This is a genomic window from Mycobacterium sp. SMC-8 (assembly GCF_025263565.1).
GTDB lineage: Bacteria > Actinomycetota > Actinomycetes > Mycobacteriales > Mycobacteriaceae > Mycobacterium.
Window position 1 is genome coordinate 277155 of record NZ_CP079865.1, and the last position, 14539, is coordinate 291693.

Annotated in this window: 15 protein-coding genes; 7 read left to right on the forward strand and 8 right to left on the reverse strand. The window is 67.8% G+C overall.

All coding sequences use genetic code 11. The features are described 5' to 3' along the window. Positions 1-25: 25 nt before the first annotated feature. The 3 genes from KXD97_RS01470 to KXD97_RS01480 all read left to right on the forward strand — a co-directional run bounded on the left by KXD97_RS01470 (position 26) and on the right by KXD97_RS01480 (position 1748). Entirely contained in the window at positions 26-649 is a 624-nt protein-coding gene (locus KXD97_RS01470) for a 5-formyltetrahydrofolate cyclo-ligase (protein ID WP_260755122.1), read from the forward strand. Positions 650-691: 42 nt separating this feature from the next. After that, the gene (locus tag KXD97_RS01475) at positions 692-1024 is read left to right on the forward strand and encodes an FmdB family zinc ribbon protein (RefSeq protein ID WP_260755123.1); all 333 of its coding nucleotides are present in this window, start codon (positions 692-694) and stop codon (positions 1022-1024) included. Positions 1025-1094: 70 nt separating this feature from the next. Further along, positions 1095-1748 carry an SAF domain-containing protein gene (locus KXD97_RS01480; RefSeq protein ID WP_260755124.1) on the forward strand — a complete coding sequence of 218 codons (654 nt, stop codon included), beginning with the start codon at positions 1095-1097 and terminating at the stop codon, positions 1746-1748. A 63-nt stretch (positions 1749-1811) separates the two neighbouring features. On the opposite strand, the gene KXD97_RS01485 is transcribed toward KXD97_RS01480, so the two are convergent. Beyond that, positions 1812-2165, reverse strand: coding sequence for a hypothetical protein (locus tag KXD97_RS01485; RefSeq protein ID WP_260755125.1), 354 nt, complete (start codon positions 2163-2165; stop codon positions 1812-1814). Positions 2166-2533: 368 nt separating this feature from the next. Here KXD97_RS01485 and mscL point away from each other — a divergent pair, with 368 nt between their 5' ends. After that, positions 2534-2971 carry a large-conductance mechanosensitive channel protein MscL gene (mscL, locus tag KXD97_RS01490; protein ID WP_260755126.1) on the forward strand — a complete coding sequence of 146 codons (438 nt, stop codon included), beginning with the start codon at positions 2534-2536 and terminating at the stop codon, positions 2969-2971. Positions 2972-3038: 67 nt separating this feature from the next. On the opposite strand, the gene KXD97_RS01495 is transcribed toward mscL, so the two are convergent. The 7 genes from KXD97_RS01495 to rpmF all read right to left on the reverse strand — a co-directional run bounded on the left by KXD97_RS01495 (position 3039) and on the right by rpmF (position 9635). After that, positions 3039-3668: an MspA family porin gene (locus KXD97_RS01495; protein WP_260755127.1), complete on the reverse strand. Its 630-nt coding sequence runs from the start codon at positions 3666-3668 to the stop codon at positions 3039-3041. A gap of 115 nt (positions 3669-3783) precedes the next feature. Continuing rightward, a complete protein-coding gene (locus KXD97_RS01500) occupies positions 3784-4413 on the reverse strand; it encodes an MspA family porin (protein ID WP_260755128.1) in 630 nt (209 codons plus the stop codon). Positions 4414-5130: 717 nt separating this feature from the next. Then, positions 5131-5676 (reverse strand): molybdenum cofactor biosynthesis protein B, encoded by a 546-nt coding sequence (locus KXD97_RS01505; protein WP_260758266.1) that lies wholly within the window; start codon positions 5674-5676, stop codon positions 5131-5133. 29 nt (positions 5677-5705) lie between these two features. Further along, the gene (locus tag KXD97_RS01510) at positions 5706-7067 is read right to left on the reverse strand and encodes a S1C family serine protease (protein WP_260755129.1); all 1362 of its coding nucleotides are present in this window, start codon (positions 7065-7067) and stop codon (positions 5706-5708) included. Positions 7068-7257: 190 nt separating this feature from the next. After that, the gene (locus tag KXD97_RS01515; protein ID WP_260755130.1) at positions 7258-8700 is read right to left on the reverse strand and encodes a cell wall metabolism sensor histidine kinase WalK; all 1443 of its coding nucleotides are present in this window, start codon (positions 8698-8700) and stop codon (positions 7258-7260) included. Further along, positions 8700-9389, reverse strand: coding sequence for a response regulator transcription factor (locus tag KXD97_RS01520; protein ID WP_260755131.1), 690 nt, complete (start codon positions 9387-9389; stop codon positions 8700-8702). The genes KXD97_RS01515 and KXD97_RS01520 overlap by 1 nt, the downstream gene beginning before the upstream one ends. Positions 9390-9461: 72 nt before the next feature. After that, positions 9462-9635 carry a 50S ribosomal protein L32 gene (gene rpmF / locus KXD97_RS01525; protein ID WP_003930126.1) on the reverse strand — a complete coding sequence of 58 codons (174 nt, stop codon included), beginning with the start codon at positions 9633-9635 and terminating at the stop codon, positions 9462-9464. 338 nt (positions 9636-9973) lie between these two features. Here rpmF and KXD97_RS01530 point away from each other — a divergent pair, with 338 nt between their 5' ends. Genes KXD97_RS01530 through KXD97_RS01540 form a run of 3 tightly spaced genes read left to right on the forward strand, consistent with a single transcriptional unit; the run spans position 9974 to position 14513 of the window. Next, a complete protein-coding gene (locus KXD97_RS01530; RefSeq protein ID WP_260758267.1) occupies positions 9974-11767 on the forward strand; it encodes an acyclic terpene utilization AtuA family protein in 1794 nt (597 codons plus the stop codon). Beyond that, positions 11764-12924, forward strand: a complete 1161-nt coding sequence (locus KXD97_RS01535; RefSeq protein WP_260755132.1) for an acyl-CoA dehydrogenase family protein — start codon at positions 11764-11766, stop codon at positions 12922-12924. The genes KXD97_RS01530 and KXD97_RS01535 overlap by 4 nt, the downstream gene beginning before the upstream one ends. Beyond that, complete coding sequence (locus KXD97_RS01540; protein ID WP_260755133.1) at positions 12921-14513, forward strand: acyl-CoA carboxylase subunit beta; 1593 nt, start codon at positions 12921-12923, stop codon at positions 14511-14513. The genes KXD97_RS01535 and KXD97_RS01540 overlap by 4 nt, the downstream gene beginning before the upstream one ends. The last annotated feature ends 26 nt before the right edge of the window (positions 14514-14539 follow it).

Here is a 14539-nt window from a genome sequence, read left to right on the forward strand (position 1 = left end):
TACCCGTCGTTAAGAGGACTAGTCGGTGTCGTCGACCAAATCAGAATTGCGGACCGAAATCCTCAGCGCGCGTCGGTCATTGACTCAGCAAATGCGAGTCCGCGAGGCCGCACAGCTGGCCCGTCATCTGGGCGCCCTGATTCCCGCTGGAACCACGGTGTGCGCGTACCTCCCGGTCGGCTCGGAGCCGGGGTCGGCGGCCATGGTCGACGATCTGGTCCGGCGCGACTGCACGGTGCTGCTGCCGGTGGCCCGTGAGGACGGTGACGGCACTCCCCTGCCGCTGCGGTGGGGACGGCACACGCCGGGGGCTCTCGTCGCGGCGCCGTTCGGTCTTCAGGAACCGCCGCCGCCGTGGCTGCCCGCCGGGGAGATGCGCAGCGCCACCGTGGTTCTGGTCCCGGCGCTGGCCGTCGACCGCAGCGGGGCACGGCTGGGGCGCGGCGCCGGCTACTACGACCGCACCCTGACCCTCGCGGAACCCGGCGTGCTGTTGGTGGCGGTCGTACGCGACGACGAGCTCGTCGACCGCCTGCCTTCCGAGCCGCACGATGTGCGGATGACGCATGCCCTCACACCACGGCAGGGGCTGGTGGCGCTGGCCGGCGGCCGGGAATGGCACGGTCCCGCTGGCGGTTCTAGCACTTGAGCCGGTAGAGTGCTAAGAAGTTTGACCACCTCGGAGGTTTGAGTGCCCACTTATTCCTATGCGTGCACCGAATGCAGCAACAAGTTCGACGTGGTGCAGGCGTTCACCGACGATTCGCTGACCGAGTGCCCGAAGTGCGCCGGACGGCTGCGCAAGGTGTTCGGCAAGGTCGGCGTGGTCTTCAAAGGCAGCGGCTTCTACCGCACCGACAGCCGGGAATCCGGGAAGAGCTCGAGTTCGGGCAGCTCGTCGAACGGCTCGGAGTCGTCGTCCACCACCTCTTCCTCGTCCTCGTCCTCGGACAAGTCCGGTTCATCGGACAAGTCCGCGTCGTCGACCACTTCTTCGGCACCCGCGGCCGCCGCGTCCAGCTGACGCGGCGAGTTATCCACAGCTTTCGCAATCTCCGCTGAATCGCGCTGTCCGCTCTGCCTAGCGTGGACCCATGGGGCATCCGCTGGACCGGTCGACTCTCGATCGCGTGTCCCGAGCACTGCGCCCCGACTGGACGCACACCGCGGCCGCCCGGCGGACGCTCGCAGCGGCGCTGGTCATCCTGGCGGCGGTCGCCGCGTGGCGGGGTGATCCGGGCGCCGACATGTCCGATGTCGTCGTGACGACCCACGACCTGTCTCCCGGGACCGAGCTCACCGCCGCCGACCTGCACGTCGAGGCACGGCCGGCCGCCACCATTCCGGACGGCGCGCACAGTTCCGTCGACGCGGTGGTGGGCACAATGCTCGCCGGGCCCGCCCGCCGCGGCGAAGTGCTGACCGACATCCGGCTACTCGGACCCCGGCTCGCCGAGTCCGCTGCCGGGCCTGACGCGCGGATCGTGCCGATTCCGCTGGCCGATGCGGCGCTGACGGATCTCGTCCGACCCGGAGATGTCGTCGATATCGTGGCCGCCCCCGCCGACGAGGCCGCCGATGCTCGCCTGATCGCGACCGACGCGGTGGTGGTCCTGGTCTCGGCGAAAGAAAGCGGGGTCGGTGCGCGCGGTTCGGGCCGGGTGGTCCTGGTGGCCCTACCGGCCGCCGCGGCGAAATCGGTCGCGGGCGCGGCCCTCGTCGAGGCGGTGACGCTGACCTTGCATTAGCTGATGAACCGCAGAACGCAAACCGCCCCCGGGGTTCCCCAGGGGCGGTTCGCGTAGGTCAGATCACCAGTCGCCGATACCGGGACCGGTCGGGTACTCACCCTCGAACGCGGACGCGGTGGTCCCGACGACAGCCTTGACGCTGTCACGGACCTCGCCGAACGCGTTGATGATGCCGGCGTCCGCGACCCGCGACTCGGAGATGCCGCGCGCGACGCCGAAGTCGTTGATGCGGATCACCGAGAACTCCGTGGCCTGCCGGCTCGTCACGGTCGGGCCGGGGCCGACTTCCTCGACATCCGCGCTGGCCGTACCGCTACCGAGTCCGGCGAAAGCTGTGGCCACGGCGAACGAGCCCAGGCCCAGAACACCCAGCTTCTTGGAACTGCGGGTAGACGCTTTGGCATGCTTGGCCATCAGCATTCCCCTTTGATAAGCGGACACAAGTGTCCTCGTTACGATTTCAGGCTTCCATAGAGTAGCAGTCAGAAACGCCGTGTGCGCGCCGAGCGGAAGATTCGATTTCGGCGGATCTTCGCAGGTCCACCACCGTTTCCTGTGAGTTTGTTGGACGTTCATGTCGGGCCGCCGCGCACCGACGTCGGATCGCCGCCGGGGAGCGCGAAGTCAGCCTGAACTCGTTGCCCACCAACGCTTTCCGCATCAGCTCGGGCGGCAGGGCGCAACAGTGCCGGTCCTGGGCATCTCCGAGGTGGCCCGCAAACAGGGTGGACAGGCTAAATTCCGGGAAGCCGCTCGACAACAGACCGAAAGGGGTGACCTTCATGTTGAAGGGGTTCAAGGAGTTCATCGCGCGGGGAAATGTCATCGACCTCGCCGTCGCCGTCGTCATCGGCGCCGCGTTCACCGGCCTGGTGACTGCCTTCACCGAGAACGTCATCCAGCCGCTCATCGACCGGATCGGCGCGGGCCCCGAGACCGAGTACGGCATCCTGCGAATCCCGTTGGGCGGCGACCAGTTCGTCGACCTCAACGCGGTGCTGTCGGCAGCGATCAACTTCCTCATCGTCGCCGCCGTCATCTACTTCGTGATCGTGGTGCCGTTCAAGAAGATCCGGGAGCGCGACAAGAAGGTGGAGTCGGCCGAGACCGAGCTGACGTTGTTGACCGAGATCCGCGACTTGCTGCGCACCAATGGCGACGCCGGCGCCGCGGTCGGCAAGCACGCCGGCAAGGGTGTGCAGGACCATTCCGAGGAATGAGGAAGTCTCCCAAGACACGAAACGGCCCCCGGCACATCGCCGGGGGCCGTCTCTGTAGAACCTTGTGTCAGTTCATGTTCCAGGGCTCGCCGTAGGTGGTGACGCTGTCACCGGTCGACGAGATCAGGCGGGCGAACGGACGCAGCAGCACACCACCGGCAGCACCGGTCACCGTGCCGTGGGCGTTGGACACCGCCACCGAACCGGTCGGGCCGGCCACGTCCACCGAGAAGGTCGCGACCTCCTGGATACCCGGGCCGTTGCCCAGATCCGCCGAGATCGACACACCCGGGAACAGCGGCGGGGTCACGATGCTGTCAGCCAGGTTGCCGTCCAGGCCCCAGCCGTCGAACGCGATGTTCGGGGTGGTGTAGCTGAAGTTGATGCCCACACCCAGCGACCACGGGAAGCCGACCTGGTAACCCAGCTCCAGCGTGCCCTCGAAGTCATCGGCACCCTCGCCGGCCACGATGTAGGTCGCCTTGCCCGAGTGGAACCACTCACGGGTCAGGCGGTTGCGGTCCAACGGAAACACGCCGTTGAGGAACGTGTCCCACTGCTGGATCGTCAACGTCCGGCCCTGGCCGTCGACCAGGCTCAGCTCGTTGTCCAGCCCTGCGTGCGAAGTGCCAGTGCTCACGAACAACGCCGCGATGGACGCGACCATCGCGATCAGCACCCGGGTGATTGCCTTCATCTTCTTCCTTCGTTTGTGTTGGGGTCGAACATCTGCGCCTGGGAAAACCGAGAGAACGTGCTTGGTGAGATCAGCCCCCGGATGTGAGCCGGGGGCCGATCACCGGAACTACAGGTCAGTTCATGTTCCAGGGCTCGCCGTAGGTGGTGACGCTGTCACCGGTCGACGAGATCAGGCGGGCGAACGGACGCAGCAGCACACCACCGGCAGCACCGGTCACCGTGCCGTGGGCGTTGGACACCGCCACCGAACCGGTCGGGCCGGCCACGTCCACCGAGAAGGTCGCGACCTCCTGGATACCCGGGCCGTTGCCCAGATCCGCCGAGATCGACACACCCGGGAACAGCGGCGGGGTCACGATGCTGTCAGCCAGGTTGTCGTCCAGGCCCCAGCCGTCGAACGCGATGTTCGGGGTGGTGTAGCTGAAGTTGATGCCCACACCCAGCGACCACGGGAAGCCGACCTGGTAACCCAGCTCCAGCGTGCCCTCGAAGTCATCGGCACCCTCGCCGGCCACGATGTAGGTCGCCTTGCCCGAGTGGAACCACTCACGGGTCAGGCGGTTGCGGTCCAACGGAAACACGCCGTTGAGGAACGTGTCCCACTGCTGGATCGTCAACGTCCGGCCCTGGCCGTCGACCAGGCTCAGCTCGTTGTCCAGCCCTGCGTGAGAGGTGCCAGTGCTCACGAACAAAGCCGCGATGGACGCGACCATCGCGATTAGCACCCGACTGATTGCCTTCATCTTCTCCCTGCTCTGTCGCACAAAGCCCCGGCGGGGCTTCGCTCTGTCCGTGCCTGGCTACCGCTTACACCACACACCTCGCAAGACTTTCATGTGAGGAGAATTAAAAACCTCACATGTCGTTCTTACGATTCACTAATCGTTGACATGAGGAACATAACGGGGAGGCATCGGACCGGCAACGCGGAGCTCCGGGTGGTGTGGACCGGAACCGCTCGCTGCCCGTCGTTTGCTGGATAACCCCCGCCGACCCCCGTCCCCATCCGTGCGACCACGGAGTAAGGCTAGGGAAACCGTCGCGGATTGTGACCCCGCACTCAGCTATTCGCCGGCGGGTCCAGGTCCGTTACGCAAGTCACCTGCTGGTGCTATTGCGAAAACACAGGTCAGTCGTGGTGGGGCGGGACGTTGTCGCGCAGCCAGCGATCATGGTCTGCGTCATCCTCTGGCGAAACCGGTTCGCGCTCCTCAGGTGATACCTCGGGGAACGCCTCGCCGAAGACGCTGTTAACTAGGTCTTGCGGCCTCTTCCGATCTTGCATCACATACCGATCCTGAAGTGATGAAGATCACAGTTTGCTTGCGTCGCCTGTTCACCTGCTCGTAATACCGCAGGTAGGGCGCGGTTACGACGGTTAGGCGCGACGCGGGCCGGCAAGGGCTCGCGTCGCGCCGTCGCATCGCCGTTGTGAACAAACGAGAGCGCAGGCAACCCGCTTAGATCTCCAAACTGGATAGCTGAGCGATGATCTGCCCGGCCAGCGGCCCGAGGGTCGCCATGCCGTCGCGGACGGCCGCGCGGGATCCGGCCAGGTTGACCACCAGGGTGCTGCCGGAGATCCCGGCGAGCCCACGGGAGACTCCCGCGTCGATGATTCCCGCCGCCAGGCCGGAGGCACGGAGAGCCTCGGAAATACCCAACAGTTCCCGGTCGAGGAGCTCACGGGTCGACTCGGGGGTGACGTCGCGCGGCGTCACGCCGGTGCCGCCGACGGAGACGACGAGGTCCACCCCGCCGATGACGGCGGTGTTCAGGGCGTTGCGGATCTCCACCTCATCGGAGGACACCACGACGACACCGTCGACGACGAATCCCGCCTCCCCGAGCAGTTCGGTGACCAGCGGACCGCTGTGGTCCTCTTCGTCACCGTGGGCGGTGCGGTCATCGACGACGACGACCAGGGCCCGTCCGACCAACGCATGAGGCTGTTCCATGAGCTCAACCGTATATCTCGGTCCGGACACCGGCGCAGCCACTCGCAGGTCGGGGCGACCCTGCCCCGCTGACGGTCTCACTGGCTGGCCTTGCCGAGCGTCACGTCCACAGATTGAGTCCGGCCCGACGGGTCGATGAAGGTCAGGGTGACCTTGTCGCCGGGGGCTTTCGACCGCACCGCGGCGACCAGCGCGTCGGCGCTGCTGATCACCCGGTCGTCGAGCTTGGTGACGATCACTCCGCCGGGCAGCCCGGCAGCCGATGCCGCCCCGCCCGCGGTGACCTCGACGATCTTCGCGCCGTCCACCCCGGCCTCGTTGCCGACCTGCACGCCCAGCGAGGCGCGGGATGCCGATCCGGTCTTGATGATCTCGTCGGCGATCCGCTTGGCCTGGTCTACCGGGATCGCGAAACCGAGCCCGATCGAACCGCCCTGCGGTCCGCCGGCGTCGGCGCCCAGCGTGGCGATCGCAGAGTTGATGCCGACGAGCTCACCGTTCATGTTGACCAGGGCCCCGCCGGAGTTACCCGGGTTGATCGCCGCGTCGGTCTGGATCGCGTCGAGCACGGTGTTCTGGTTGCGTGCGTCGCCGCCGGCCGCGACCGGGCGGTTCAGCGCGCTGATGATCCCTGTGGTGACCGTGCCCTCCAGCCCGAGCGGGGAGCCGATGGCCACCACGTCCTGCCCCACGCGCAGATCGGCCGAGGAGCCGACCGTGATCGGCGTCAGATCGGACACGTTCCTGGCTCGCACGACCGCGATGTCGCTGCTGGGATCGGTGCCGATGACCGTGAACTCCGCGGTCTTGCCGTCGAAGAAGGTCACCTTGGTCTGTGCGGGACCGCCGGGACCGCCGGCGTTGCCCTGCGCGCTGGCCACCACGTGGTTGTTGGTCAGGATCAGCCCGTCCGAGGACAGGATCACCCCCGACCCTTCCTCTGAGGCTCTGCCCTGGTTGACCTCGAGCTTGACCACGCTGGGCACGACCTTGGCGGCGACCGCCTCCACCGATCCGGCCGGGGCGCTTGCGGCGGGCACGCTCGGCGCCGCCCCCGACGCGCTGATCCCGGTGAGATTGTGGTCGGGGTGCACCAGCATCGCGACGCCTCCGCCGATACCGCCCGAGACCATCGCCAGGGCCACTGCCCCCGCGGCGAGCGCCGCGGTACGGGACCGCTTCTTCTGTCCTCGCGCCGCCGGCGCGGGCATCCCGGGCCGCGGGTACTGGCCGGTGACGGGCGCACCCGCATACGGGTCATAGGGCGAACGGAACGCTTGGCGCTGGTGCTCGGTGGCGTACCGCCAGTCCCAACCACCATTGCCCTGTTGCTCGTAGGCACCCGTCGGCGGGCCGTGATGGCCGGGGGCCGCCTGCCCGGGATAACCGGACTGGTGCCCCTGTTGCTGAGTGGGCGAATACCTCGGGTGGTTGGTCATGTCGCTGCAGTGCTCTTCCTGGAGTCGGTGTCGTCACTAGGAACAATGAAGGTTGCTAGCTCAGCCTGCCGAAACGTGCTGAGAATCGGCTTAGAGAAGGATTGCCGTTCCGAAAACTTTCGGCTCAATCATCGTCAACGACCGATCGCGTTCACGTCGGGTGTACCCCGCGTGTCGCGTTCTATGACCGCTACTCCTCGGCCGGATCGGCGCCGGCGGGCGACGGCCGGCCCGGGAGCACCACATGCATGGAGGTGCCCGGCGGCTGGCCGCCCGGGACCGTCTCGCCGACGTTCACCGAGCCGCCGTGTTTGAGCACCACCTGTTTGACGATCGCGAGGCCGAGACCCGAGCCGGGCATCGCGCGCGCCGAGGTCGACCGGAAGAAGCGCTCGAACACCAGCGCGCGTTCCTGCGGCGCGATGCCGGGCCCGTGGTCGGACACCACCAATTCGGCGTGCGTGGAGTCGATCTGGACCAGGCGAACGCCGACATGCGCTCCCGGCGGACTCCACTTGGCCGCGTTGTCGAGCAGGTTCAGCACCGCCCGGCCCAGTCCGGCCGCGTCGCCGAAGACCTGCCACGGCATTACCGACAGGTCGAACTCGATGTCGTTGCGGCGCCGGCGCACCCGCTCCAGCGAACGGTCGATCACGTCGGTGAGCTCGACCGTCTCGTGGACCGTGAATCCGGCGTCGCCGCGGGTCAGGTCCACCAGGTCACCCACCAGGGTAGACATCTCCTCGATCTGGGCGATGACGTCGGCGCGCAGCTCGGCCATGTCCTCGTCCGGTATCCGCGGCGCTCCCGGCTTCATCGACTCCATCAACAGCTCGACATTGGTGCGCATCGAGGTCAGCGGCGTCCGCAACTCGTGGCCGGCGTCGGCGACCAGGCGCGCCTGGCGTTCCCGGGACTCGGCCAGGGCCCGCAGCATCATGTTGAACGTCTCGGTGAGGCGGGCGAGTTCGTCGTTGCCGACCACCGGTATCGGGCGCAGGTCGTCGGTGCGCGCGACACGCTCGGCAGCCTGCGTCAGCCGGGCCACCGGACGCAGCCCCGCACTGGCGACCATGCCGCCGGCGATCGCCGCCACCGCGACGCCGAGCCCGCCGACGATCAGCAGCACCGTGCCGAGCCGCTTGAGCACCTGTCCCGTCGGGGCGAGGCTCTTGGACAGCAGCAGCGAGTTGCCGCTGTCGAGGCGCAGCGCCAGCACCCGTTGATGCTCGACGGTGCGCAACGACATCCACAGCTTGCCGTCCATCACGTCCTGCTCGGGTGGACCGATGGGCAGCGTCTGCCCTTGCTGGTTGGCGGTGTATTTGCCGCGGCCGGGGATGTAGAACATCGCGTTCGTGTCGGAGTAGGCCGTGCCCTCGATCGCCTTGCCGGGGTCGGCATCCAGCGAACCGCTCTCCACCAGCATCTGCGCCCGGCTCTGCAGCTGATCGTCGATGTCTTCGTAGAGCGCGCGGGAGACCACCGCGTACACCGCCACGGCCAGCAGGACGACCGAGATGACCACCATCGACATCGCCAGCAGCATCACCCGCCATCGCAGGGACACCGAGCTGGCCGGATGGGGCGGGGCCGGCGGTAGTCCGGGCCACGGCCTGCCGTCGGCCGCCATCAGGGCGGGGTCTCGCGCAGTACGTATCCCACGCCGCGCACGGTGTGGATCAACCGCGGTTCGCCCTCTGCCTCGGTCTTGCGGCGCAGGTAGCCGACGTAGACTTCGAGGGCGTTTCCCGAGGTCGGGAAGTCGAAGCCCCAGACCTCTTCGAGGATCCGGCTGCGCGTCAGGACGCGGCGCGGGTTGGCGATCAGCATTTCCAGCAGCGCGAACTCGGTTCGGGTGAGGCTGATCTGTCGGTCCCCCCGGGTCACCTCGCGGGTGACCGGGTCCAGTGACAGGTCCGAGAACGTCATCGCCGCGGACTCGGCGGTGCCGTCGTCGGGGCTGGTGCGGCGCAGCAGCGCACGCATGCGGGCGAGCAGCTCTTCCAGCGCGAACGGCTTTGGAAGGTAATCGTCGGCGCCGGCGTCCAGGCCGGCGACCCGCTCGGACACGGAGTCCCGGGCGGTGAGTACCAGGATCGGCAGGTCGTCGCCGGTGCTGCGAAGCTGACGGCACACTTCGAGACCGTCGAGCCTCGGCATCATCACATCGAGCACCACCGCGTCGGGCCGATCGCTGGCGATCAGGTCGAGCGCTTCGCGGCCGTCTTGGGCCAGCTCTACCGAATATCCATTGAACGACAGCGAGCGGCGCAGGGATTCGCGCACCGCGCGATCGTCATCAACGACAAGAATGCGCACCGGCACAGTCTCAACCCCTCGTCTGAGAGTGAGCTGAGAGGCAAGCCGCCAATTCGGCGCCGTCCCGCAGAGTTAGCGGCGGTCGAGGTCGATCAGGCCCAGACGGGCGGCTTTGAGCAGGCGGCGGGGCACCTTGCGCTGCTGACCCGCCACGGTGACGCCGACCAGATTGGTTGCGGTGGCCTTCCACTGCGCGCGCCGGCTACGGGTGTTCGCGCGCGACATCCTGCGCTTCGGCACAGCCATGATCGAGCTCTCCATCTATCGGGGGTGATACCAGTTCACACTGCCTGCGGGCCTGGATGCGGCCGCGCACCGGCAATTGCGGTTCAGGATAGCCGGTGAGCAGGATCGGCTCCAAACTCGGCGGCCTTCCCGCAGGCGCCGGACGGCGCGGCGCCGGCGTCGGCGGAAACCCCGCAACCCGGCGGAGCAGCGTCGCAGACTGGGGAACGAAAACCCGCCCAAAGCCTTGACGCGATACCGCCGGTACCCCGTAACCTACCGGTTGGTTGGTCGCTGGCCCGACGACAGTCAGGAGTGTGTGCGTGACGAATGCGCCGCCCGCAGAGATGCGGATGCCCGTGCGTATCGGCAATTGTTCGGGATTCTACGGCGACCGCATGTCGGCCATGCGCGAGATGCTCACCGGCGGTGAGCTGGACTTTCTGACCGGCGATTACCTCGCCGAACTGACGATGCTGATCCTGGGCCGCGACCGGATGAAGAACCCGGACCGCGGCTACGCGAAGACCTTCCTGCGCCAGCTCGAGGATTGCCTGGGGCTCGCGAAGGACGCTGGGGTCCGCATCGTGGCGAATGCGGGCGGCCTCAATCCCGCGGGGCTGGCCGACGCGGTGCGTGAGCTCGCCGCCAGGCTCGGCGCCGACGTCACGGTGGCGCACGTCGAAGGCGACGATCTGCTGGCCCGCGCGGCCGAGCTCGGACTGGGGAAGCCGCTGACCGCAAACGCGTATCTCGGGGCGTGGGGCATCGTCGAGTGCCTGAACGCCGGCGCGGACGTCGTGGTCACCGGCCGGGTGACCGACGCCTCGGTGATCGTCGGCCCGGCCGCCGCGCACTTCGGTTGGGCGCCCACCGACCACGACCGCATCGCCGGCGCGGTCGCGGCTGGGCACGTGATCGAGTGCGGCGCGCAGGCCACCGGCGGCAACTATGCGTTCTTCGCGCGGGATTTTCCCGACCTGACCGCGTTGACCCATCCCGGGTTCCCGATCGCCGAGATTCACCACGACGGCTCGTCGGTGATCACCAAGCACCCCGGCACCGGTGGCGCGGTCACGGTGGACACCGTCACCGCCCAGCTGCTCTACGAGATCGGCGGCGCCCGCTACGCCAACCCCGACGCCACCCTTCGCATCGATTCCCTCCGGCTGAGCGATGACGGCGCCGACCGGGTCCGGATCGGCGACGTCCGGGGCGAGCCCCCACCGCCGACCGTGAAGGTCTCCCTGAACAGTCTGGGTGGATTCCGCAACGAGGTCACCTTCATCCTCACCGGCCTGGACATCGAGGCCAAGGCCGCGCTGGTGCGTCACCAGCTCGAGACGAGCCTGACCGTCAAACCCGCCGAGCTGGAATGGACGCTGGCACGCACCGATCATGTCGACGCCGACACCGAACAGACTGCCAGCGCGCTGCTGCGCTGTGTCGTGCGTGACCCCGATCCCGACCTGGTCGGTCGCCGGTTCTCCTCTGCGGCAGTCGAACTCGCGTTGGCCAGCTATCCCGGCTTCACCAGCACCGCGCCTCCCGGGGACGGGCAGGTGTACGGCGTGTTCACCGCTGCCCATGTCGCCGCCGGCGAGGTTTCCCACGTCGCCGTGCACGCCGACGGCACACGGGTCGACATCCCGGCGCCGACGGTGACGCGGGAACTCACCGACGTCCCCGAGCCCGGACTTCCCGCGCCTGGTGAATTCGGGGTGACGCACCGGATTCCCCTAGGTTCGGTCGCCGGCGCCCGCAGCGGGGACAAGGGTGGCAGCGCGAATGTCGGTGTCTGGGTTCGCACCGAGGAGCAATGGGTGTGGCTGGCCCACACGCTGACCGTGGACAAGCTGCGCGAGCTGCTCCCCGAGGCGGCGGGCCTCCCGATCACCCGCCATCTGCTGCCCAATCTGCGCGCCGTCAACTTCGTCATCGACGGCATCCTCGGCAAGGGCGTGGCCTACCAGGCCCGCTTCGATCCGCAGGCCAAAGGGCTCGGCGAATGGCTGCGCAGCCGGTCCGTCGACATACCTGTCGAGTTGTGCCGGGACATACCTGTCGAGTTGTGCCGGGACATACCTGTCGAGTTGTGCCCGCAGATTCCCGTCGAGTTGAGCCGAGCCAGTGCGGAGGAGCCGCTTCGATGAGCATCTGGACCACCCCGGAGCGAGAAGAACTGCGAAAGACTGTGCGGGCGTTCGCCGAACGCGAGATCCTGCCGCACGCCGACGAGTGGGAGCGGTGCGGTGAGCTGCCCCGCGACCTGCATCGCGCAGCCGGTCAGGCGGGGCTGCTCGGCGCCGGTTTCCCCGAGGCCGTCGGCGGAGAGGGCGGCGACGGCGCCGACGCGGTGGTCATCTGCGAGGAGATGCACCACGCCGGCGCACCCGGCGGGGTGTTCGCGTCGTTGTTCACCTCCGGGATCGCGGTACCGCACATGGTCGCCTCCGCTGACGGACACCTGATCGACACCTACGTGCGGCCCACCCTGCGCGGCGAGAAGATCGGGTCGCTGGCGATCACCGAACCCGGCGGCGGATCCGACGTCGGGCATCTGACCACCCGCGCCGAACTCGATCTGGCGAGCGACGGGCCGCACTACATCCTCAACGGCGCCAAGACCTACATCACCTCCGGGGTGCGCGCCGACTATGTCGTCACCGCCGTGCGCACCGGCGGGCGCGGCGCGGCGGGGGTGTCGCTGATCGTCGTCGACAAGGGCACCCCCGGTTTCGAGGTGAGCCGCAAGCTGGACAAGATGGGCTGGCGCTCCTCGGACACCGCCGAACTGTCCTACACCGACGTGCGGGTGCCGGCGGCCAACCTCGTCGGCGCGGAGAACACCGGCTTCCTGCAGATCGCGGCCGCGTTCATGTCCGAACGGGTCGGCCTTGCCGCGCAGGCGTATTCGAGTGCGCAGCGTTGCCTGGACCTGACCGTCGAGTGGTGCCGCAACCGGGAGACATTCGGCAAACCGCTGATCACCCGGCAGTCGGTGCAGAACACCCTGGCCGAGATGGCCCGCCGCATAGACGTCGCCCGCGTTTACACCCGTCACGTCGTGGAACGTCAACTCGCCGGAGAGGACAACTTGATCACCGAGGTCTGCTTCGCCAAGAACACCGCCGTCGAGGCCGGCGAGTGGGTGGCCAATCAGGCGGTCCAACTCTTCGGCGGCATGGGTTACATGGCCGAATCGGAGATCGAACGCCAATACCGCGACATGCGGATTTTGGGGATCGGTGGCGGCACCACCGAGATTCTCACCGCGCTGGCCGCCAAGACACTGGGATTTCAGTCATGAGTTTGACCTCAGCGCTCGACGTCCGCTCGACCGCCTACCGGGAGGCGGCCGAGGCGATGACCGCCAAGCTCGCCGAACTGGAGACCGAACACGCCAAAGCGCTGGCCGGCGGTGGCGAGAAATACGTCTCGCGTCACCACGCCCGCGGCAAGATGACCGCCCGCGAACGTATCGAAGCGCTCCTGGACGCGGATTCACCGTTCCTGGAACTGAGCCCGCTGGCGGCCTGGGGCACCGACTTCGCCGTCGGTGCCAGCGTGGTGATCGGCATCGGCGCGGTCAGCGGCGTCGAATGCCTGCTGGTGGCCAACGACCCGACCGTCAGGGGCGGCACCAGCAACCCGTGGACGCTGCGGAAGATCCTGCGCGCCAATCAGATCGCGCTCCAGAACCGGCTTCCGGTGATTTCCCTGGTGGAATCGGGCGGCGCGGACCTGCCGACGCAGAAGGAGATCTTCATCCCGGGCGGGCAGATGTTCCGGGATCTGACCCGACTCTCGGCAGCGGGCATCCCCACCATCTCGCTGGTCTTCGGCAACTCCACCGCCGGCGGCGCTTACATCCCCGGCATGTCCGACCACGTCGTGATGATCAAGGAACGGTCGAAGGTGTTCCTGGCCGGCCCGCCGCTGGTGAAGATGGCCACCGGCGAGGAGTCCGACGACGAATCCCTGGGCGGCGCCGAGATGCACGCGCGCACGTCGGGCCTGGCCGACTACTTCGCCGTCGACGAACTGGACGCGCTGCGGATCGGCCGGCGCATCGTCGCGCGGCTGAATTGGCGTAAGCAGGGCCCGGCGCCGCAGCCGTTCGCCGCGCCGCGTTACGACGAGAACGAGTTGATCGGCGTGGTGCCACCGGATCTGCGCATCCCGTTCGATCCGCGCGAGGTGATCGCCCGCGTCGTCGACGGTTCGGAGTTCGACGAGTTCAAACCCCTCTACGGCGGTTCGCTGGTGACGGGGTGGGCCACCCTGCACGGTTATCCGATCGGCATCCTGGCCAACGCCCGCGGCGTGCTGTTCAGCGCCGAGTCGCAGAAGGCCACCCAGTTCATCCAGCTGGCCAACCGGTCGAACACCCCGCTTCTGTTCCTGCACAACACCACCGGCTACATGGTCGGCAAGGATTACGAGGAGGGCGGGATGATCAAGCACGGCGCGATGATGATCAACGCGGTCTCGAACTCCACCGTGCCGCACATCTCGTTACTCATCGGCGCCTCCTACGGCGCCGGGCATTACGGCATGTGCGGGCGAGCCTACGATCCCCGGTTCCTGTTCGCCTGGCCCAGCGCGAAATCCGCGGTGATGGGCGGCACGCAGCTGGCAGGGGTGCTCTCGATCGTCAACCGGGCCGCGTCCGAGGCACGCGGCCAGCAGGTCGACGAAGCCGCTGATGCTGCACTGCGCGCGGCGGTGGAGGCGCAGATCGAGGCGGAGTCGCTGCCGATGTTCCTGTCCGGCCGGCTCTACGACGACGGCGTGATCGACCCCCGCGACACCCGCACCGTGCTCGGAATGTGCTTGTCCGCCATCGCCGGTGGCCCGATCCAGGGGACGTCGAACTTCGGCGTCTTCCGGATGTGAGCGCCCGCATGTCTGCGAAGGGACAT

Bases quoted from the DNA above. Each gene is read 5' to 3' on its own strand.
- KXD97_RS01510 (WP_260755129.1), bottom strand. From the start codon at position 7,067: ATGACCAACCACCCGAGGTATTCGCCCACTCAGCAACAGGGGCACCAG.
- mscL (WP_260755126.1), top strand. From the start codon at position 2,534: ATGTTGAAGGGGTTCAAGGAGTTCATCGCGCGGGGAAATGTCATCGAC.
- KXD97_RS01515 (WP_260755130.1), bottom strand. From the start codon at position 8,700: ATGGCGGCCGACGGCAGGCCGTGGCCCGGACTACCGCCGGCCCCGCCC.
- KXD97_RS01500 (WP_260755128.1), bottom strand. From the start codon at position 4,413: ATGAAGGCAATCAGTCGGGTGCTAATCGCGATGGTCGCGTCCATCGCG.
- KXD97_RS01540 (WP_260755133.1), top strand. From the start codon at position 12,921: ATGAGTTTGACCTCAGCGCTCGACGTCCGCTCGACCGCCTACCGGGAG.
- KXD97_RS01535 (WP_260755132.1), top strand. From the start codon at position 11,764: ATGAGCATCTGGACCACCCCGGAGCGAGAAGAACTGCGAAAGACTGTG.
- KXD97_RS01480 (WP_260755124.1), top strand. From the start codon at position 1,095: ATGGGGCATCCGCTGGACCGGTCGACTCTCGATCGCGTGTCCCGAGCA.
- rpmF (WP_003930126.1), bottom strand. From the start codon at position 9,635: ATGGCTGTGCCGAAGCGCAGGATGTCGCGCGCGAACACCCGTAGCCGG.
- KXD97_RS01485 (WP_260755125.1), bottom strand. From the start codon at position 2,165: ATGGCCAAGCATGCCAAAGCGTCTACCCGCAGTTCCAAGAAGCTGGGT.
- KXD97_RS01495 (WP_260755127.1), bottom strand. From the start codon at position 3,668: ATGAAGGCAATCACCCGGGTGCTGATCGCGATGGTCGCGTCCATCGCG.